At 62.0% G+C, this 18,823-nt stretch carries 15 protein-coding genes; 8 read left to right on the forward strand and 7 right to left on the reverse strand.

Translation table 11 applies throughout. The annotated features are described in order from the left end of the window. Positions 1-1,954 (reverse strand): glutamine-synthetase adenylyltransferase (locus Q0R16_RS01910; protein ID WP_295631248.1); only part of this gene is annotated, 1,954 nt, incomplete at its 3' end. 155 nt (positions 1,955-2,109) lie between these two features. Between Q0R16_RS01910 and Q0R16_RS01915 the strand changes: the two genes are divergently transcribed. After that, positions 2,110-3,822, forward strand: a complete 1,713-nt coding sequence (locus tag Q0R16_RS01915) for a M28 family metallopeptidase (RefSeq protein ID WP_295631250.1) — start codon at positions 2,110-2,112, stop codon at positions 3,820-3,822. Positions 3,823-3,825: 3 nt separating this feature from the next. Here the strand turns inward: Q0R16_RS01915 and Q0R16_RS01920 are convergent, their stop codons facing one another. Both Q0R16_RS01920 and Q0R16_RS01925 read right to left on the reverse strand, forming a co-directional pair. Further along, a complete protein-coding gene (locus Q0R16_RS01920; RefSeq protein ID WP_295631252.1) occupies positions 3,826-4,191 on the reverse strand; it encodes a type II toxin-antitoxin system VapC family toxin in 366 nt (121 codons plus the stop codon). Continuing rightward, positions 4,179-4,658, reverse strand: coding sequence for a type II toxin-antitoxin system VapB family antitoxin (locus Q0R16_RS01925; protein ID WP_295631254.1), 480 nt, complete (start codon positions 4,656-4,658; stop codon positions 4,179-4,181). The genes Q0R16_RS01920 and Q0R16_RS01925 overlap by 13 nt, the downstream gene beginning before the upstream one ends. 46 nt (positions 4,659-4,704) lie before the next feature. Here Q0R16_RS01925 and Q0R16_RS01930 point away from each other — a divergent pair, with 46 nt between their 5' ends. From Q0R16_RS01930 to Q0R16_RS01945, 4 genes are all read left to right on the forward strand, one after another. Then, entirely contained in the window at positions 4,705-5,691 is a 987-nt protein-coding gene (locus tag Q0R16_RS01930) for an agmatine deiminase family protein (protein WP_295631257.1), read from the forward strand. Positions 5,692-5,718: 27 nt separating this feature from the next. Then, complete coding sequence (locus Q0R16_RS01935) at positions 5,719-6,801, forward strand: acyltransferase (protein ID WP_295631259.1); 1,083 nt, start codon at positions 5,719-5,721, stop codon at positions 6,799-6,801. 14 nt (positions 6,802-6,815) lie between these two features. Continuing rightward, positions 6,816-8,084: an amidohydrolase family protein gene (locus tag Q0R16_RS01940; RefSeq protein ID WP_295631261.1), complete on the forward strand. Its 1,269-nt coding sequence runs from the start codon at positions 6,816-6,818 to the stop codon at positions 8,082-8,084. Positions 8,085-8,194: 110 nt separating this feature from the next. Next, positions 8,195-8,947, forward strand: coding sequence for a methyltransferase domain-containing protein (locus Q0R16_RS01945; protein WP_295631264.1), 753 nt, complete (start codon positions 8,195-8,197; stop codon positions 8,945-8,947). Positions 8,948-8,977: 30 nt separating this feature from the next. Here Q0R16_RS01945 and Q0R16_RS01950 read toward each other — a convergent pair whose 3' ends face one another. After that, on the reverse strand, positions 8,978-9,976 hold the full coding sequence (locus Q0R16_RS01950; protein ID WP_295631266.1) for a GDP-mannose 4,6-dehydratase: 999 nt from the start codon (positions 9,974-9,976) through the stop codon (positions 8,978-8,980). A 279-nt stretch (positions 9,977-10,255) separates the two neighbouring features. On the opposite strand from Q0R16_RS01950, the gene Q0R16_RS01955 reads away from it, so the two are divergent. Next, positions 10,256-11,155, forward strand: a complete 900-nt coding sequence (locus Q0R16_RS01955) for a hypothetical protein (RefSeq protein ID WP_295631268.1) — start codon at positions 10,256-10,258, stop codon at positions 11,153-11,155. A gap of 271 nt (positions 11,156-11,426) precedes the next feature. Here the strand turns inward: Q0R16_RS01955 and Q0R16_RS01960 are convergent, their stop codons facing one another. Then, entirely contained in the window at positions 11,427-12,746 is a 1,320-nt protein-coding gene (locus tag Q0R16_RS01960) for a nucleotide sugar dehydrogenase (RefSeq protein WP_295631270.1), read from the reverse strand. A 119-nt stretch (positions 12,747-12,865) separates the two neighbouring features. Then, on the reverse strand, positions 12,866-13,513 hold the full coding sequence (locus Q0R16_RS01965; RefSeq protein WP_295631272.1) for a class I SAM-dependent methyltransferase: 648 nt from the start codon (positions 13,511-13,513) through the stop codon (positions 12,866-12,868). A 76-nt stretch (positions 13,514-13,589) separates the two neighbouring features. On the opposite strand from Q0R16_RS01965, the gene wecB reads away from it, so the two are divergent. Both wecB and wecC read left to right on the forward strand, forming a co-directional pair. Then, complete coding sequence (wecB, locus tag Q0R16_RS01970; RefSeq protein ID WP_295631274.1) at positions 13,590-14,711, forward strand: UDP-N-acetylglucosamine 2-epimerase (non-hydrolyzing); 1,122 nt, start codon at positions 13,590-13,592, stop codon at positions 14,709-14,711. Then, positions 14,701-16,002, forward strand: a complete 1,302-nt coding sequence (wecC, locus tag Q0R16_RS01975) for a UDP-N-acetyl-D-mannosamine dehydrogenase (RefSeq protein ID WP_295631276.1) — start codon at positions 14,701-14,703, stop codon at positions 16,000-16,002. The genes wecB and wecC overlap by 11 nt, the downstream gene beginning before the upstream one ends. A 110-nt stretch (positions 16,003-16,112) precedes the next feature. Here wecC and Q0R16_RS01980 read toward each other — a convergent pair. Continuing rightward, positions 16,113-18,823: adenylate/guanylate cyclase domain-containing protein (locus Q0R16_RS01980; RefSeq protein WP_295631279.1), on the reverse strand; the 2,711-nt coding region annotated here is incomplete at its 5' end.

Genomic DNA, 18,823 nt, shown 5'->3' on the forward strand with positions numbered 1-18,823 from the left:
GCGTCAGCGCGCCGCCACCCAGCCGCCCCAGTCCGAGGATCGCCATGCGGCTATCGGGGACCTGGCCGTGGACCATTTCGAACTCGCGCGTCGCCGCGTCGCCCAGCACGATGATCGCGGCCTCCGCCACCCGCGCCAGCGCGGCGGCGACATCGAGCGGATCGCGTCCCCCTTCGATCAGTTGGACGCCCAACGCAAAGCGCATTTCGCCCACGCGCAGCCGCACGCGGTCGAGCAGCCGCTGGTAATCGTCACCCGCTTCGCCGCGTGCGAACCCGGCGGCGATCTGGGCCACGCTGCCCGGGAGGTCGAAGGCGGTGCGGTCGATGAGGATGTCGACGAGGTCGGAGCGGCGCGCCAGTTCGTCGGCCAGCACGGGCGCATGCGACAACACCTTGACCATCACCGCGAGCAGGCCGGGCCGCGCTTCCAGCAACCGGAACACGTTGATCGCGCTGGGCAACTGGGCGAGCACTTGCTCCCACCGCAGCAGCGCGCGCATCGGATCGGGCGCCTCGGCCAGCGCGGCGAGCAGGGCAGGGCGGATGTTGGCGAAGGCAGAGCGGGCCTCGGGCCCACGCAGCGCGCGGGTGCTGCCGCTGGTCCAGCCTTCGATCCGGGTGGCGAGGGCTTCGGTGTCGGCGAAGCCGAGCGCGGCGAGCTGTTCGCGCAAGGGTGGCGCAGCGGGCGATGGTGCAGGGCGCGGACTATGCGATTTCGGCCCGACCGTGGCCAGCAAGGCATCGTAGCGCACGCCGACCGCTTCGGAAATCGCCGCCACTTCGGCCACCAGCGCCGCGCCATCGGGCAATCGATCAAGCCGCGCGACGTTGTCGAGCGCGGCGAGGTTGGCGGGCAGCGCGTGCGTCTGCTGGTCGGACACCATCTGCAAGCGGTGCTCGATCGTGCGCAACCGGTCATAGCTGGCGCCGAGCACCGCCGCGTCCTCGGTGTCGATGATCCCGGCCGCCGCCAGCGCATCGAGCGCGGGGCGGGTGCCGCGCATCCGCAGCGACGGATCGCGCCCGCCGTGGATCAACTGGTGGACTTGCGCGAAGAACTCCACCTCGCGGATGCCGCCGCGCCCGCGTTTCAGATCGAAGCCGGGACCGACCTGCTGGCCCGCTGCGTAATGCGCGCGGATCCGCGCGGTAAGCGCGGCGATCTCGGCAATCGCGCCGAAATCGAGGCTGCGGCGCCACACGAACGGGCGGATCGTGTCGAGGAACGCCTGGCCCATCGCAACGTCGCCGGCGCAGGCGCGCGAGCGGATGTAAGCCGCGCGCTCCCACGCCAGTGCACTGCTTTCGTAGTGGCTGATCGCGCCGAGCAGCGGGATCGCCAGCGGGCTGACTTCGGACGCTGGGCGCAGCCGCAAGTCGACGCGGAACACATAGCCGAGTTCGGTGCGCGCAGAGAGCGTTTGCACCACGGTGCGCGCAATGCGCTGCGCGGCCTCTCCGGCTTCTTCGCGCGGGCGGTGCGGCAGCGTGGCGGGATCGTAAAGCAGGATCGGATCGATGTCCGAGGAATAGTTCAGTTCCTCGGCGCCCTGCTTGCCGAGCGCGATCGCCGCGAAGCCGGCGAAGTCTGCATCGGCAGTGCGCTGCGCCACGGCATCGCGGATTGCGGTATCGAGCGCGCGGTCGGCGAAGGCGGACAATTCGCGCATCACCCGCGCCAGTGGCAGCGCGCCGGCCAGGTCGGCTACTCCCAGCGTCAGTGCCAGCGACAGCCGCTCGCGCCGCAGGGCCGCGCCGGTCTCGGCTTCGTCATGTCCCGCCGCCTTCGCGTGCGCGAGCGCATCGTCGAACAAGCCCGAGCTCAGCAAATTTGCCAGATCGGGCAGCTTGTCGAGCGCATCGGCCAGGAACGGGGCGTGCGCCCGGGCGCGGGCCATCGCGCTGGTCCAACCGGCCTGATCCGCGCCTGTCGCCGTCTCGGTTCCGCTCATCGGGCGGGAGTGCCCGCTTGCCCGCGGGCGATCAAGCACCAACGCGCCTTCGCTTGCGGGCGATGGCACGCTCTGCCATCACGTCCCCGCAACACAGGTGCCATATCGGCCGGGGCGAAAGGGTCGCCCGGTGGATCGCAGCAGGACACAGCCCCATGATTTTTCCGCAGAGTTTTGTCCGGTTCCCGTTGCGTGCAATCACGCTGGCATCTGCCTCGCTGCTGGTCGCCGCCACCGGGCCGCAGGCCGCGATCCCCCATGTCGCCACGCCTGCGGTCGACGTTCCGCTGATGAAGGACGTGGTGAAAACGCTGTCGTCCGATGCGCTCGAAGGGCGCGGGCCCAGTACCCGCGCCGAGCCCAAGGTGCTCGATACGATCATCGCGCAGTTCAAGGCAGCGGGGCTCAAGCCCGGCGTCCCCGCGAGCAAGGGCAAGCCTGCGGGATGGTTGCAGGACGTGCCGACGGTGGAGATGACCGGCACCCACCACACCCCGCTGACGATCACCGGCGGCGGCGCACCACTCAGCTTCGCCTACGGCAGCGAATTCGTCGCAGGCAGCTACCGCGTGGTGCCGCACACAGAGATTGCCCCGAGCGAACTGGTGTTCGTCGGCCACGGCGTCAACGCGCCCGAGCTGGGCTGGAACGACTATGCCGGCGTAGACATGCACGGCAAGATCGCGGTGATCCTGGTGAACGATCCCGATTACCGCGAAGAGGGCGAGGTTGGGCTCTTCAAGGGGCGCCGGATGACCTATTACGGCCGCTGGACCTACAAGTTCGAGGAAGCCGCGCGGCAAGGCGCGGTGGGCGCGCTGATCGTGCACGACACTTTCCCCGCTGCTTATGGCTGGAACGTGGTGCAATCGAGCTGGTCTGGCGCGCAGTATTTCGTGGCCAAGGCCAACAACGCGATGGACCAGACCGAGGTCAACGGCTGGGTGCAACTGCCGGTGGCGCAGAAGATCTTCGCTGCGGCAGGGCAGGATCTCACCAAATTGACCGAAGCCGCCACGCACAAGGGCTTCCGCGCGGTGCCGCTGGGGGTGAAGGCCAGCCTTGGCTTCGACAGCGCGATTCGGCGATCGAACTCGCATAACGTGGTCGGCATCCTGCCCGGCCAGACGCGCCCGCAGGAATACGTGCTCTACACTGCGCATTGGGACCACCTGGGGCACTGCAAGCCCGATGCGAAAGGAGACGGCATCTGCAACGGCGCGGTCGACAACGCCACCGGCGTCGCGGCGCTCGCCGCTTTGGCGAAGGCAAATGTGAAGGCGGGGGCTGCGGCGCGCAGCCAGGTGTTCGTGTCCGTCACGCTTGAGGAATCGGGGCTGCTCGGCTCTGAGTGGTACGCGCAGCACCCGGTCTATCCGCTTGCCCGCACCGTGGGCGGCGTGAACATGGATTCGCTCGCACCCACCGGCGCCGCGCACGATTACGCGATGACTGGCGGCGACAAGTCCGACCTGACGGCCTATTTCCGCCAGGCGCTGGCTGAGGGAGGGCTTGTCGAAAGCCCTGAGGATCATCCTGAGCGCGGCAGCTACTACCGCTCGGACCACTTCAGCCTGGCCAAGCGCGGCGTGCCGATGTTCGATCTGGGCCGCGGCACCGATTATGTGAACGGCGGCAAGGCGGCTGGCGCGGCGGCGAGCGAGGATTATGTCGAGCACCGCTACCACCAGCCGAGCGACCAATATTCACCGAACTGGGATTGGTCGGGCATCACCGCTGACGTGCAGCTTTACTACAAGCTCGGCCGGATGCTGGCGACGACCACCGCCTGGCCCAACTGGCACCCCTCCGACGAATTCCGCAAGGCGCGCGACGCAAGCTGCGCAGGCGTGAAGGGCGGGTGCTGACGGTCAGGCGGTGTGGAGCAGGCCGAGCCGTTCGGCCTGCTCTGCGAGGCGGCGGTCGTGGGTCCAGAGCATAAGGCCATGGTCGGCGCAGGCTTTGAGCAGGTGTGCATCGACGAAGCCGACGCCCTTGTTATCGAGCGCAGCTTCGCCGATGAACGCGAGCAGCGCCTCGTGGTCAGACGGCGGGATGGACGGCAGCGCATGTAGAAAGCGCAGAAATCTTGCCCTGTCCGGCAGCGAACCAAGCGCCAATTCGCCGATCACGAAGCGGTGCATGCGAACGTCACCGGCTAGAATCTGGCCTGCAATCGCATCGATGGGCGAGCGGAAATGGTCAATCCAGACCGAGGAGTCGATCAGGATCGCCACGAAAAACGCCGACGCGGTGCAGCCTTGGCATCAGGCATCGTACCGCCGAGCGAGGCGAGATAGGCTGCGGCCTCCCGCTGAATCAGCGCTTCAAGCCCAGCTTTTACCAACATCTCACGGTCGTTGATCCCTGTAATGTCTCTTGCCTTGTCGATCAAAGCGTCATCGCTGGACTCGTGCACAACTGGCGGCCGCTTCTGAAGGGTTTGCTTGGAAACACTTTTGCGCCGCTCGAAGCGAACTGTTCGACGGGCTGTGTTGACCTGGCAGGTATCCCAGCCTGCGCCTTGCCAGCTCCGAGAGTGGCTGTGACTGCCATTCGTCTGATTGGCCCACCATGCTTGATGACGGTAAGCGCTGTCAGGCAACTTGAAGCCAAGAACGGCCTCCACCTGCGCAAAACTGGCGTCGATGCTTTCTCCGTCCGCCTGATTGAGGTAGCGAGCGAGAGGATCATATTTTCCCATCGTTGTTCTCCTTTGTGCAACCTTATATACTCATACGGAATCGTGAATGTCAATAGTATATACTATCCCTCCCGAATGGTACCCGCAGGAGTGGCTGTGGGTGGGTTTTCCGCACCTGGCCGACGAGTGGCCGGGTATGCTCGGCCGGGCGCAAGAGCAGATCGCGGCGTTTGCCAGCGCCGTGGCGGAGAGCGGGCAGGCGGTGCGGTTGGTGGTGCGCGATGCGGCCAACCGCGCGAGGGCGGAGGCGCTGTGCAGCGCGGCCGTCACGATCGAGGAACGCGTCTACGGCGATGTTTGGTTGCGCGATACCGGGCCGCTGGTGGTGCGCGGGGCAGACGGAAACCGCGCGGCACGGCTGTTCGGGTTCAACGGCTGGGGCGGCAAGTACCTGATGCCTGGCGACGAGGCGATCGGCGCCGATCTGGCCGCCAGCGCCGTACTTTCAGCCACCCGCGCCGACTGGATTCTCGAAGGCGGCGCGCTCGATGGTGATGGCACCGGGCTTGTCGCCACGACCGAACAGTGCCTGCTCAACCCCAACCGCAACCCGCGCCTTTCCCGCGCCGAGCTTGAAACGCGGCTGGCGCGTGACCTTGGCTACACCCGCGTGCTGTGGCTGGGCGATGGGCTGATCAACGATCACACCGACGGCCATGTCGACAACCTCGCGCGCTTCGTCGCGCCGAACCGGATCGCGGTGCCGGTGGCGACCGGGGCGGACGATCCCAACGCCGCGATCTACGCCGATGCCGCCGCGCGCGCACGAGCGTTCGGGGTTTCGGTGGCCGAAGTCCCTTCGCCGGGGCGGATCGAATGGGGCGACGTGGTCCAGCCGGCCAGCTACATGAACTTCGTGGTGACCACGCATATGGTGGTCGTGCCGGTGTTCGGCAGCCCGCACGATGCCGATGGAGTGGCCGCGATCGCCGCGCTATTCCCCGGGCGTGACGTGGTTGGCCTGATGGCCGATGCGGTGCTGGCGGGGGGCGGCGGCTTCCATTGCGCCAGCCAGCAGATGCCGGCAGGCTGACGCCGAGATACTTACGGGGGGAATGGCGTGACGGACGCAAGCGGAACAGTGGCAGCGCCGGGCAGGCGCTTCACATTCATCGATTCGATGCGCGGGTTTGCGGCATCGTGGGTCGCGATCTTCCACATCAACAAGATCGGCGGAGACCATACCCGCTATGCCGGAAGTGCGCATCAGGCCTATTACGATTTCATGATGAGCGGCGCACTGGGCGTGACGATCTTCTTCGTGATCAGCGGCTTTGCCGTCCATTCCAGCCTGCTGCGGACCGACAGCGCGCGCGATTTCCTCGCCCGCCGGTTCTGGCGGATCTACCCGCCTTATCTCGCCAGCCTGGCGGTGGTGATGGCGGTGATCATCTTCCACAAACTGTTGACGGGCAACAACGACCTGATCGTATTGCCGCACAGCGCGCTCGGCTGGATCGCCACGCTGACTTTGACCACACAGCCGGCCACCCCGGTCTCGCCGATCAACTGGGTGTACTGGACGCTGACCTACGAATTGGCGTTCTACCTGTGGCTCAGCCTTGCGCTGCTGGTGCCGCGGGCGCGCTGGGCGGTGCTGGTGGCGCCGGCGGTGCTGGCGCTGTTCTGGACATCGGAAAAGACCTTCGTGCCGTTGTTCTTCGTCTATCAGTGGTGCTTCTTCGCGCTGGGTACGGCCATAGCCGAATGGGATCGCGAACGCGGCTGGCGCCCGGTTCTGCTTGCAGTGCTGTGCCTGGCGACGATGGCAACGCATCGCACCTGGCTGGAAATGTCCTTTGCATTGCTGGCCGCGTTCCTGATCGTGGCGTCGACCGCGCCGTGGGGCGATTGGCTGAATGGCGAGCGTGTGCTGCGCAAGCTTGGCGACTGGTCCTACAGCATCTACCTGATCCACTTGCCGATCGGCTGCTGGATCGCCCTCGGCACGATCGATCCGTGGCCGCGCAGGCTGTCGCAGTCCGGATTGGCCGTGCACATGGGCATCGACCTGGCCGCCTTCGCGGTAACGGTGGCATTCGCCTGGGGGTTCTGGCGCCTGGTCGAGAAACCGTCCATCGCGCGATCGAAGGCGGTTGGGCGCAAGCCGGCCCCGCAACCCGAGCCTCTTGCCTACGCCTGATAAGGATAAAGCCCATGCGAATCCCGTTTGCCACTGCGATGATCATCGCGCTCGCGCTGCCGCAAGCCGTGGCGGCCAAAACCGTGGTTGTAACCGCCGCGCACATGATCGACGTGCTGGCGGGCAAGCGGGTGGATGATCCGCAAGTCACGGTCACCGACGGGCGGATCACCGCGGTCGGGCACAAGGGCGATGCGATGCCCAAGGACGCCGAAGTGATCGACCTCGGCAATCGCACGCTGCTTCCGGGCCTGATCGACATGCACGTCCACCTCACCGGCGATCCCCATTTCAGCGGCTATCGCGGGCTGGAATTCACCGACAATTTCTGGACCGTGGTCGGCGTCGCCAACGCGAAGAAAACGCTGGAGGCCGGGTTCACCACGGTGCGCAACGTGGGGTCGGACAACTATGCCGACGTGGCGCTGATGCAGGGGATCAACGGCGGCTTCGTGCCCGGCCCGCGGATCGTGCCCGCGACTTATGCGCTGGGCGTGACCGGCGGGCATTGCGATTCCACGGAATTTCCGCCCTCGATCAACGTGCCCAGCCCGCAGATCGCCAACTCTCCGCAGGAATTCCGCGCGCAAGTGCGCAAGGTGCGCAAGTACGGCGCGCAAGTGATCAAGATCTGCATGACCGGGGGCGTGTTCTCCAAGACCGACTCGGTCGGCGCGCAGCAGATGAGCCTTGAGGAAGTGAAAGCCGTGGTCGACGAGGCGCACATGCTCGGCATGCGCGTGGCAGCGCACGCGCACGGCACCGCCGGCATCAACGACGCGCTGCGCGCCGGGGTCGACACGATCGAGCACGCCAGCCTGGCCGACGAGGAAAGCTTCAAGCTCGCCAAGGCCAAGGGCGCCTGGTTCGACATGGACATCTACAACGACGACTACATCCTGGCCGAAGGCGAAAAGAACGGCGTGTTCGCCGAAAGCCTGGCCAAGGAACGCCTGATCGGCCGCAAGCAACGCGAAACCTTCCGCGCCGCGCACGCTGCGGGGGTCAAGCTGCTGTTCGGCACCGATGGCGGGGTGTACCCGAACGGCGACAACGCCAAGCAGTTCGCCACGATGGTCGAATGGGGGATGACCCCAATCGAGGCGATCACCGCGGCGACGAAAAGCGCGGCCGAGGCGCTGGATCGGACAGCGGATGTGGGCGCGATTGCGGCGGGCCGCTATGGCGACATGATCGCGGTGGATGGCGATCCGCTGGCCGATGTGCGCGTGCTGCAACACGTCGGCTTCGTGATGAAGGGCGGCGAGGTGGTGCGGCGCTGAGTTGATGATCGCGATTTTGTCGCGATCCGCGCCTGTGTTCGGCCCGATCGAAGCGATACAATATTGCTGCAATTCAAATTTTACGGCAAAACTCGCCACAGGAGAATGAAATGGCTCATGTGCAGCAGTTGAAGTTTGTGGAAATGCTGGCGAACAGCTTGTCGAGCAATTTTAGCGACCGAAAAATCATCGAAATTGGCTCATTCGACGTCAACGGTGGAACTCGCAATTTTTTCGGGCAAAGTTCCTACATCGGCGTTGATCTTGTCGAAGGCCCGGGCGTCGATCTGGTTTGCGATGGTGAAAAGGTGTCCGAGCCAAGCGAAAGTTTCGACCTTGCCATTTCTTGTGAGTGCTTCGAATACAACCCGCATTGGCAGGCAACATTGCTCAATATGCACCGAATGACAAAATTGGGCGGAATTGTTGCCTTTTCCTGCGCAACGACGGGCCGACTTGAGCATGGCACAACGCGCACCGTGGCGCAGGATTCGCCAGGAACGCAAAGCGTGGGATGGGACTACTACCAAAACCTCACCGAAAGCGATTTCAGAAAAGCGTTGAATTTCGAAAACTTGTTTTCATCGTTCAGATTTTTCAGAAACAAGGTTTCGAGAGATATCTATTTTGTGGGAATCAAAAGCGGCGGTGCGTGTATTTTCGATTTCAATTTAGACAGATTTACCGATGATTTTGAAAACTTCATCAAGCTCGATACGGAGATGGCAGGTTTTCATAAAAAAGGCAGACTGATGGGCGGCGCCGATTTGCGGCTCGCTCTGGCTTCGGTAATCCCCGATCAATCGTATCAAAATCTGGCTTACAACTACAAAAAGATAAAATCATATTTGTATCGAACCTGACTATTTGTTCGAAGCGCAGCGGTGGATTTTTCAGGTTCCGACATAATCCTTGTACCACCGCACAAAATTGGGAACCCCCACGTCGATACTCGTCGTCGGCTTGTACCCCAGATCACCCGAAATCGCGTCGATATCCGCAAAGCTCTGGCGCACGTCGCCCGGCTGCATCGGCTGGAAATCGATCTCGGCCTTGCGCCCGCATTCGGCCTCCAGAATCTCGATCACCTTCATCAGGTGCTCGCTGCGGTGGTTGCCGATGTTGTAGAGCCGGTGCGGCTTCAGGCTCCCGCCCGCCTTCACCGCGCCGTCGTCGGGCGGCGGGTTGTCGAGGCTGGCGATCACGCCTGCGATGATATCCGCGATATACGTGAAATCGCGGTACATATCGCCGTGGTTGAACACCGGGATCGGCTGGCCCGCCAGGATCGCCTTGGTGAAAATCCACATCATCATGTCGGGCCGACCCCACGGGCCATAAACCGTGAAAAACCGCAGCCCCGTCAACGGCAGGCGATAGAGATGCGCGTAAGTCTCGCTCATCAACTCGTCCGCCTTCTTGGTCGCCGCATACAATGACAGCGGGTGATCGACCCGGTCCGCCACCGAAAACGGCAACTGCGTGTTCCCGCCATAGACCGACGACGAACTGGCATAGACCATATGCTCCACCCCCCGATGCCGCGCGACTTCGAGCAAGTTGAGATGCCCGACCAGGTTGGCGCTCACATAAGCATGCGGGTTCTCGATCGAGTACCGCACACCCGCCTGCGCCCCCAGATGCACCACGCGGTCGAACCGATGCGGCTCCAGCGCAGCAACAAGGCCGGTATAATCGGCGAAGTCCTGCCGCAGGAACGTGAACCGCTCGCCGCCAGCCTCAACCAGCTTCGCCAGCCGCGCTTCCTTCAGCCGCACATCGTAATAATCGTTGACCACATCGACCCCGATCACGCTGTCCCCCCGCGCAAGCAACTGCCGGGTCAGCGAGTATCCGATGAAGCCGGCGACGCCGGTGACTAGGACTTTCATGTTTTACAAGCCTTTAAGTGGTAGGTGCCTCCGGCGGGCAAGGGCCATTGCCCTTGCATCCCGGGACTGTCTAGGTTGGGTGCCATCCCGGCCTAGTGGCCAAACTTTGATATTTGGTGCGCTTCTTGATCGGTAGGAGAATGCGCGCGTTGGTGGCATTCATAGAGGCAGGTTCTTCTAGTGTATTGAGCTTAGCAGAGGTAAACTGGCATCGCCATGATGCGCGGTTCCAATTCCCGTAGGTTAAGTGGCCGTGTAACATTTTGGAGATCTGACAGAATGGTCACATATGAATTCAACTTTCTTGGATTTGATCGCAATGCACTTTCCGAAGAAATTATTCGATCTGCGGAAAATGTTTTGTCGTGCTCAGGTTTTTCTGCTTCTGAGATTGGAGAATTATTTCAATCTGCCGCGCAAAAAATCCTGTCAGTTGCAGTTTCTGAGAAAAAGTTATGTGCCATTTTCGATGACCCGAAAGACGAATACCAAACCCAAAGTATCTGGGAGATCATTGAAAATTTTGAATACCTTCGATCGGTCAAAGCGCTCGGCCGTCTTCGCAAACGAGCCGATGTTATTGGACATCTCGATGATCCCGCCGCATTAACTCAAGCGGTTATTATTATAATAGAGGCAATAAATCTTAGAAAAGAAGCATTTAAATGGCTAAAAGAAGAAGCCGAAAAATATAAATTGCAAGTAGTATCGAGTCATGACCAATGGGCACAATTGGCTTCCGACGAAGAACTTGATAAAGAAGAGGAGGTGGTATTTTTAGATGATTATCGATGGGATGGTGGTTTTAATTGGCACGAAATTAGCCATATCGTTGAAGCGCTTGCGCGATCAGGGCAGCGAGAAAATCTTGAAAAATTCAGTGAACTAGTACTCGATGAGCTTCTTGCTTTTCAATCCAGGATTAAAGACGATGTCAAAAATGCCGTAGGACATGTAGGCCAATACGAAAATTTTGCCTCGTTTGTAAAAAGGCATGCCGACGTAGGCGAACTAGCTCAGGCTGAACTTCTGGATAAATTTATTCGAGAATCAGGTTTTTCTGGTGGTACCTCCAGTTTGGAGTACTGGCTTGAAGGCATGGCAAGGCGTAATGAGGTTGAACGATATAAGCGCTCTAATCGATGGCGGATTGTCGTAAGACAGGGCATAATTGGCTAAAATATGGCACTTTGATGATTTACGATAGTTCAATGATAAATGCGTGCAGGGCGTCAGCTATAGACATACTTGTACGGGCTCTAAACATAGAAATATGGTGTGTCCCATGAACCTATTGTCCAACTTTACTATAGTGACGGATCGTCGCAATATTCTATAGCCGCTTCGCGGCGGGAATTGCGGCTTCGGTAGTGCACAACGAGGCCAGTCCCGGGATGCAAGGGCGATGGCCCTTGCCCGCCGGAGGCTCTTCTAAAACCTTCACAAACCTTCACAAAGTCCAATCCGCCGCAGACCCCAGCACACCCTTCAGGTCCGCCAAAGTCCCGCCCGGCGCAACCAGCCCCCGCACCCGCGTCGGCCCGAGGTTCAAATAAGCGTGGTGCGGTACGGCCAGTAGTACGCAATCGTACTGGCGCGACAGGGCATCGGCGTCGAGCGTGATGCCGTATTCGTGCGCAGCTTCGTCTGTGTCGGCCAGCGGATCGTGGACCGTTATCGTGTGGCCCAGCGCTGCCAGTTCCGACACCACTTCGGCCACCTTGGAATTGCGCAAGTCGGGCACGTCTTCCTTGAAGGTCAGGCCCAGGACCAGCGCGGTGCCGGGTTTGCCGCCGCGAAGTGCGTGGAGTTTGCCGGCGAGCCATTTGGCCATGCCGTCGTTCACGCCGCGGCCGGCGAGGATGACTTGCGGGTCGTGGCCGAGTTGTTCGGCGCGGTGGGAGAGGTAGTAGGGGTCGACGCCGATGCAGTGGCCGCCGACGAGGCCGGGGGTGAAGGGCAGGAAGTTCCACTTGGTGCGCGCGGCGGCGAGGACGTCCCAGACGGATAGGTCGAGCAGGCCGAAGATCTGGGTGATCTCGTTCATGAAGGCGATGTTGATATCGCGCTGGGCGTTTTCGATGACTTTGGCGGCTTCGGCGGCCTTGATCGAGGCGGCGCGGAACACGCCGCCGCTGGTGACGGCGCCGTAGAGATCGGCGACGCGGTCGAGCACTTCGGGGGTCTGGCCCGAGACGACTTTGGTGATGCGTTCGATGGTGTGTTCGCGGTCGCCGGGGTTGATGCGTTCGGGGCTGTAGCCGAGAAAGAAATCCTGCCCGCAGTTGAGGCCCGAGTGCGCTTCGAGGATGGGCGCGCAGACGTCTTCGGTCACGCCGGGATAGACGGTGCTTTCGTACACCACGATCGGTTTGAGGCCTTCGGCATGCGCGGCGCGGAGCATTTCGCCGACGGTGCGGCTGGCGGCTTCGACGATGCGCAGATCGGGGCGGTTGTGTTCGTCGATGGGCGTAGGGACGGTGACGATGTAGAAATCGCTCGCCGGGCAGAGTTGTGTGTCGCTGGTGACGGCGAGGGTGGAGGCGGTGAGGCGGTCGGGTTCGATCTCGCCGGTGCGATCGTGGGCACCTTCGAGTTCCTTGAGCCGGCGGGTGTCGATATCGAAGCCGGTGACGTCGAAATGCTTGGCCAGCGCGACCGCGAGCGGCAGGCCGACATAGCCGAGGCCGAGCACGGTTACGCGCGTGTTGCGGGCGGGTGCAGTGGCCTTGCGGCGGGCAGCGGGGGCGGATTTTACGGGGGGGAACATCGCGGTCACGGCAAAGGGGCCTCATCATCGGCGCGGGCGCTGGGTCCGCTTCGATGCTGTGTTTAGGCGCAGGCTCTTATTTCACGGTTAATGCCGGCGGCCGGATTCCGCTCGCGCCGTTAGCTCCGCTTGACCGCGACGATCCGGAAGGCCGAGGCGAGGATGTCCGATTGCAGGTCGGACTTGTGCGCCATGTGCGCCAGCGGGATCAGCACGATCCGCCGCAGGATCTTGTAAGGCAGCGTATTCTTCATCTTCAGCCATTCCGACGCGATCCAGTGCATCGTGTGGTAAATCGTAAAGAACGCGCGGTTTTCCTCGATCGACAACTGCTCGCTTCCGAACAGCTCGGCTAGGCCGTCCTTCGTGTAGCGTTGGTAGTCGGTCGGGACCTTGTGTTCGGGCTGCATGAACGGGACACTGGCAACAATGATCCCGCCAGGCTTCAGCACGCGCACCATTTCGGCCACGCATTCGACCGGGTTCTGCACGTGTTCGAGCACGGCCAGGCAGATCACCGCATCGAAGCTGCCATCGGGCACGGGGATGGCGTGGAGCGGCGCGATCAGGTCGATGTGCGTGCGCTCGTCGCCTTCCCAGGTGATGTCCTGATTGATAAGTTCGCCGGGGACCAGATGCGACAAATCGCGCCAGCCGGCGCCGGCGTTGAGGACCTTTCCGTGCAGGCGGCTGCGCAAGTCGATCAGTTCGTGATCGATCGGCGGGAAGATGTCGCCGTGTTGCAGTTTTCGAATATAATCCAGCATGGCGCCGCAATAGAGTGTCGGACTGGCGCTGTCCCGCGTTGTTTTACGGTTAACACGAGTTGTGTATGGGCGAGGCATGACCAAGACCGTCCTCGTCATTTTCGGCACCCGTCCCGAAGCGATCAAGCTGTTTCCGCTGGTGCATGCGCTTGGCGCCGATGCGCGGTTTCGCGTGGTGACTTGCGTTTCGGCGCAGCATCGCGGGATGCTCGATCAGGTGCTGGCGATCGCCGGGATCACGCCCGAGCACGATCTTGACCTGATGAAGCCCGACCAAACGCTCGATGGCCTCACCGCCGCGCTGCTGACCGGGCTGGGCAAAGTGATGGACGCCGAATCGCCCGATTGGGTGGTGGTGCAGGGCGATACCGCCACCGCCATGAGCGGCGCGCTGGCGGCCTATTACCGCAAGCTGCCCGTCTGCCATGTCGAGGCGGGCTTGCGCAGCCACGATATCTACCAGCCCTGGCCCGAAGAGGTGAACCGCAAGATCATCGGCACGATCGCCGCGCTGCACTGCGCGCCGACCGAGACCAGCGCTGCGGCCCTGCGCGCAGAGAACGTCGCGGCCGATACGATCCACGTCACCGGCAACACCGTGATCGACGCGCTGCAATGGGTGTCCGCGCGGATCGAGGCCGAACCGGGGCTCGCCTCGGGACTGGCTGAGCTGGAAGCGCGGTTTGCCGGCAAGCGCATCATCGGCGTCACCAGCCACCGCCGCGAGAACTTCGGCGGCGGGCTGGAAAACATCGCCGAAGCCATCCGCCGCATTGCCGCGCGGCCCGATGTGGCGCTGATCTTCCCGGTCCATCCCAACCCCAACGTGCGCAAGGTGATGGATGCGGCGCTGGCGGGCCTGCCCAACGTGGCGATGATCGAACCGCTCGATTACCCGCACTTCGCCCGGCTCATCGCGATCAGCGAGATCATGCTCACCGATTCCGGCGGCGTGCAGGAAGAGGCGCCCGCGCTCGGCAAGCCGGTGCTGGTGATGCGCGAGACGACCGAGCGGCCCGAGGGCGTGGTCGCCGGAACCGCCAAGCTGGTGGGCACCGATGCCGATACTATCGTTACCGAAATCTTCACTCTGCTTGACGATAAGGCCGCCTATTCGGCCATGGCGCGGGCCCACAATCCTTTCGGGGACGGGCAGACCGCGCGGCGTATCGTGGAGTTGCTGGGGAATGCAAGCTGATATCAAGCCCACCGTTTGCGTAGTCGGGCTGGGTTACATCGGACTTCCGACAGCGGCCATCGTCGCCCGCGCGGGACACCAGGTGCTGGGGCTCGACGTGACGCAAAGCGTGGTCGACACGATCAACCGCGGCGAAATCCACATCGAGGAAGTCGATCTCGACGGGTTGGTCCACGCGGTGGTCCAGCGCGGATTGCTGCGCGCCTCGACGCATATCGAACCGTGCGACGTGTTCGTGATCGCGGTGCCGACGCCGTTTGCCAAGGACGATCACCACACGCCCGATATCTCCTATGTGCTCGCCGCCGCGACCGAAGTGGCGGGTGTGCTGAAGGCCGGCGATACGGTGATCCTCGAATCGACTTCGCCCGTCGGCACCACCGAGGCGATGCGCGATCTGATGGCCGGGTTGCGGCCTGACCTGAAGTTCCCCGGCCTCGTCGCCGGCACGCCTGACGTCTCGATCGCTTATTGCCCCGAGCGCGTGTTGCCGGGCAAGATCCTCGAGGAACTGACCAACAACGATCGCTCGATCGGCGGGATCACCCCGCGGTGCGCTCGCAAGGCGTTAAGCTTTTACAAGCGCTTCGTGCGCGGCGCCTGCATCACCACCGATGCGCGCTCGGCCGAAATGACCAAACTGGTCGAGAACGCCTACCGCGACGTCAACATCGCCTTTGCCAACGAATTGTCGATCGTGGCCGACGCAATGAACCTGGACGTGTGGGAGGTGATCAAGCTCGCCAACCGCCACCCGCGCGTCAATATCCTGACCCCGGGGCCGGGCGTGGGCGGCCACTGCATTGCGGTCGACCCGTGGTTCATCGTCTCGGCCGCGCCCGAACAGACCCCGCTGATCCGCACCGCGCGCGAGGTGAACGACAAGAAAATCCACCACGTGATCGCCCGCGCCACCGCGCTGATCGAGGCCAACCCCGGCGTGCCCGTCGCGTGCCTGGGCCTGGCGTTCAAGGCCAACATCGACGATTTCCGCGAAAGCCCCGCGCGGCTGGTGGCGGCCACGCTGGCGCGCAAATACGGCAGCCGCATCCGCATCGTGGAGCCTTACGCCGCGCAATTGCCGCGCGAATTCGAAGGCACCGGCGCCAGCCTGATCGACCTCGACGCCGCGCTCGAAGATTGCGGTGTGCTGATCGTGCTGGTGGACCATGACGTGTTCAAGTCGGTGCCATTGGCGGAACGGGCGCGGCATGCGGTGTACGATACGCGGGGGATCTGGCCCGATCAGCCGGGGCAGGTTGAGGTGGCAGGGTTGCGGTTGGTGGGTTGATGTAGGATTTGAGATCCGAAATTTTCACATGGGAGTTGAGTATAGCGGCCCCAGAATTAACAACCGCCATCGCATCGTCCGTGATTGAATCACATCCCGAGCTTGAAATCTCAGGTTAGCCCGTTTGCAGATGCGTATTCGATTAAAATATTCGCTTCTATAATCCAATCTGTTCGCGGTTGATCGCTAAATTGCATTACCAGAAGATGCAATTTTTGAGCGATTTCGAGGGGCGGCTGAAGTTGTTCGCCATGGAGCAGCATCGCTGAGGCCAGAAGAAACTTTTGCTGATCCTTGTGCATAACGGCAAGCGAAAGCACCGGCCACCAGCCTAGCCACTGCATCCGGAACGTCCGCCCCTTCCAGTGCTCCACCGCAGACTGCGCAAACACATTTGCCTCGACGTTGTTGTTGTGCCTCAGCGCCGCCCAAGCAAGGTTGGCTTGAGCCACGCCGATCTGGATCCTATTTTCGGTTTTTTCGGCAATGCACAGCATTTGACGCGCATAGTCGACGCAGCCAGATGTATCGCTTGTCATGCGGCAAGCGATCGACAGGTTGCTTAAAGCCAGTGTTTCCTGGTCGGTATTGCCTGATTGGCGTGACAGGGCCAGTGCCTCGAGAAGTGGACTTTTTGCCGATTGCGGCTGTCCATTGAGCATCAAGCAATACCCGAGTGTCTGCCGCCCTAGCGTGCGCGCGCTGAGGCTTCCCGGGTTCTCGACAGCCTCTGCAGCCTGCTTTGCCAACGCGACTGTTTCAGCGGTCACACCTGAGCCTTCAATCTGCAGGCGCAGCATGATCTCACGGTCGAAAAGCCGGGCAACCTGGCGGGGAGTGCCATGTCGCTGGACATGCGGGCGAACGCGATCGATGGCCGTTTGCATTTCGACAAGCTCACCGCGCCAATAAAGCGGCCAGAGCAAGTCTAGATTGGCCCGAATCCACTCACTCTGCGTAAGCGGATCAACGTCGTGGGTCATTTTCCCAAGCGCTGCGATCGCACTTTGATAAAACGTACAGGCACTTTCAGCGTCGCGTTCGAGCATTCGCGCCTGACCGCAGCGACGCAACAGCGAAGCGCGCTCCACATGCGCATCTTCGGAAAGCAATGACAGTGCGCTCGCGAAGTGGAGCTGTGCTTCGCCATAGCGGCCTGCGAGAAGGAGCATATCACCTGCGCCTCCATGGCTGGCGCAAAGCAAGTCGTCGGTCTGCGAAGAGCGGCCAACAGTAAGCAAAAGCTCGGCGGCGCGGCGGAAGTGGTCGAGAGCTTCGGCGTTCGCATGTGCGCGGCGCGCTGCAGTGCCAGCACGAATGAGCTGAACGCTCGCCTCGAACGGTTGGTCGCCTCGCTCGAAATGATAGGCGAGCGTGCCCGCGAGGTTTTCGGTTTCGCCGAATTGCTGGATGAGGGCATTTGCAACGCTGCGGTGAAGCACGCGTCGCCTGGCATGCAGTAAGCTCTCGTAGGTCACTTCTTGGGCCAACCCGTGCTTGAACCGGTATGATGTAATCGCTTTGTCGTTTGGCCGCGTGAAGTCACGCTCGTGTAAATCCTGGAGGATTTCCGGCAACCGTTCATGCCAACTCGGCTCGTCTACGGAAACGAGCGCCAGCAGCGTCGTTTGAAAAGCCCGGCCGATCACCGATGCTGTTTGCAGGGCTTGTCGGCCCTCGGGATAGAGTCGGTCGAGCCGGGCCATAATGACACCCTGGACGGTTAGTGGCAATTGCGTCTGACCCGTCAGCGCAGTCCCGACTTCACCACGATCAGCGCTATTTCGTCCCAAATCATCGCCGAGCGCCCGGATCATTTCCTCGAGAAAAAATGGATTGCCCTCGACCCTTTCGATGATGAGGTTTCTTAGCTTTTCGTCGTGAAGGCTTGGGTCGAGCAAGGCGGCAATCAAGGCCTCGGCCTCGTTTGCGCTTAAGGATTCCAACAGAATCGGGACCGCACCAGGGATGCGCATCGCTCCAGCCTCGTCGCGGTCGGGTCGACGTGAAAAAATCGCAAAGATACCGGGAACTGGGCCCTCCAATGCCAAGGCCCGGACAAGATCGAGCGAAGATCGATCGGCCCAGTGCAAGTCCTCCCATGCCAGCACCAGCGGTGATCGTGTCGCTTGGGCGGCCAGAAGGCGCCGGAATGCTGCCGCGTAAGCGAGCTGCAGTGCAGCCTCGGATCGGCCTTCAAAGGCGTCGTGATCGGATTCGTTGCGGGGCAATCCGGCGATGGCCGCCAGATAGGCCAAATCCGCATCGACCGGATCATTCGCCAACGCAGCGTGGATTGCGGTGCGTATCATTTGTGGATTGTCATCTCGCGACACTCCAACGAGATCGAACACGACCTTCCTCGCTAGCCCGAAACCGGTCGACTGCCGCTCCTCATGGCCACGAACTTCAATCCAGCGAACGTCCGACGCCCGCGAACGAATTTCGTCGATCAGGCGTGTCTTGCCGACCCCGGCATCGCCAACGATTTCCACAGCTGAACCTTGCCCGCCTTGCGCTGCCAGCAGCAGTTCGTGGAGAGCCTGCATCTCCGGATTCCGCCCGACAAACGGACTTGCGAAAAGGGTGCGCGAGCGTTTTGCAGGTTTGGCGCGCAAGAGCCGATATGCGGTAACCGGATTTTCCTTGCCCTTGACCAGCCGAGGGCCAAGGACGTCAAAGTCGAAATCTGCTTCAGTCTCGTCCCTTGTGGAGGAACCTACGAGTATCTCACCGGGCTGCGAGAGATCTTCCAGCCGCGCTGCCAGGTTGACTGCATCGCCGATTACCGAAAAATGGCGCTGCGCGCCAAACCCGATTA

Source organism: Novosphingobium sp. (assembly GCF_025351285.1).
Lineage (GTDB): Bacteria > Pseudomonadota > Alphaproteobacteria > Sphingomonadales > Sphingomonadaceae > Novosphingobium.

Coding starts and splice junctions, on each gene's coding strand:
- Q0R16_RS01915 (WP_295631250.1), top strand. CDS start 2,110: ATGATTTTTCCGCAGAGTTTTGTCCGGTTCCCGTTGCGTGCAATCACG.
- Q0R16_RS01925 (WP_295631254.1), bottom strand. CDS start 4,658: ATGGGAAAATATGATCCTCTCGCTCGCTACCTCAATCAGGCGGACGGA.
- Q0R16_RS01930 (WP_295631257.1), top strand. CDS start 4,705: ATGTCAATAGTATATACTATCCCTCCCGAATGGTACCCGCAGGAGTGG.
- Q0R16_RS01940 (WP_295631261.1), top strand. CDS start 6,816: ATGCGAATCCCGTTTGCCACTGCGATGATCATCGCGCTCGCGCTGCCG.
- Q0R16_RS01945 (WP_295631264.1), top strand. CDS start 8,195: ATGGCTCATGTGCAGCAGTTGAAGTTTGTGGAAATGCTGGCGAACAGC.
- Q0R16_RS01950 (WP_295631266.1), bottom strand. CDS start 9,976: ATGAAAGTCCTAGTCACCGGCGTCGCCGGCTTCATCGGATACTCGCTG.
- Q0R16_RS01955 (WP_295631268.1), top strand. CDS start 10,256: ATGGTCACATATGAATTCAACTTTCTTGGATTTGATCGCAATGCACTT.
- Q0R16_RS01960 (WP_295631270.1), bottom strand. CDS start 12,746: ATGTTCCCCCCCGTAAAATCCGCCCCCGCTGCCCGCCGCAAGGCCACT.
- Q0R16_RS01965 (WP_295631272.1), bottom strand. CDS start 13,513: ATGCTGGATTATATTCGAAAACTGCAACACGGCGACATCTTCCCGCCG.
- wecB (WP_295631274.1), top strand. CDS start 13,590: ATGACCAAGACCGTCCTCGTCATTTTCGGCACCCGTCCCGAAGCGATC.
- wecC (WP_295631276.1), top strand. CDS start 14,701: ATGCAAGCTGATATCAAGCCCACCGTTTGCGTAGTCGGGCTGGGTTAC.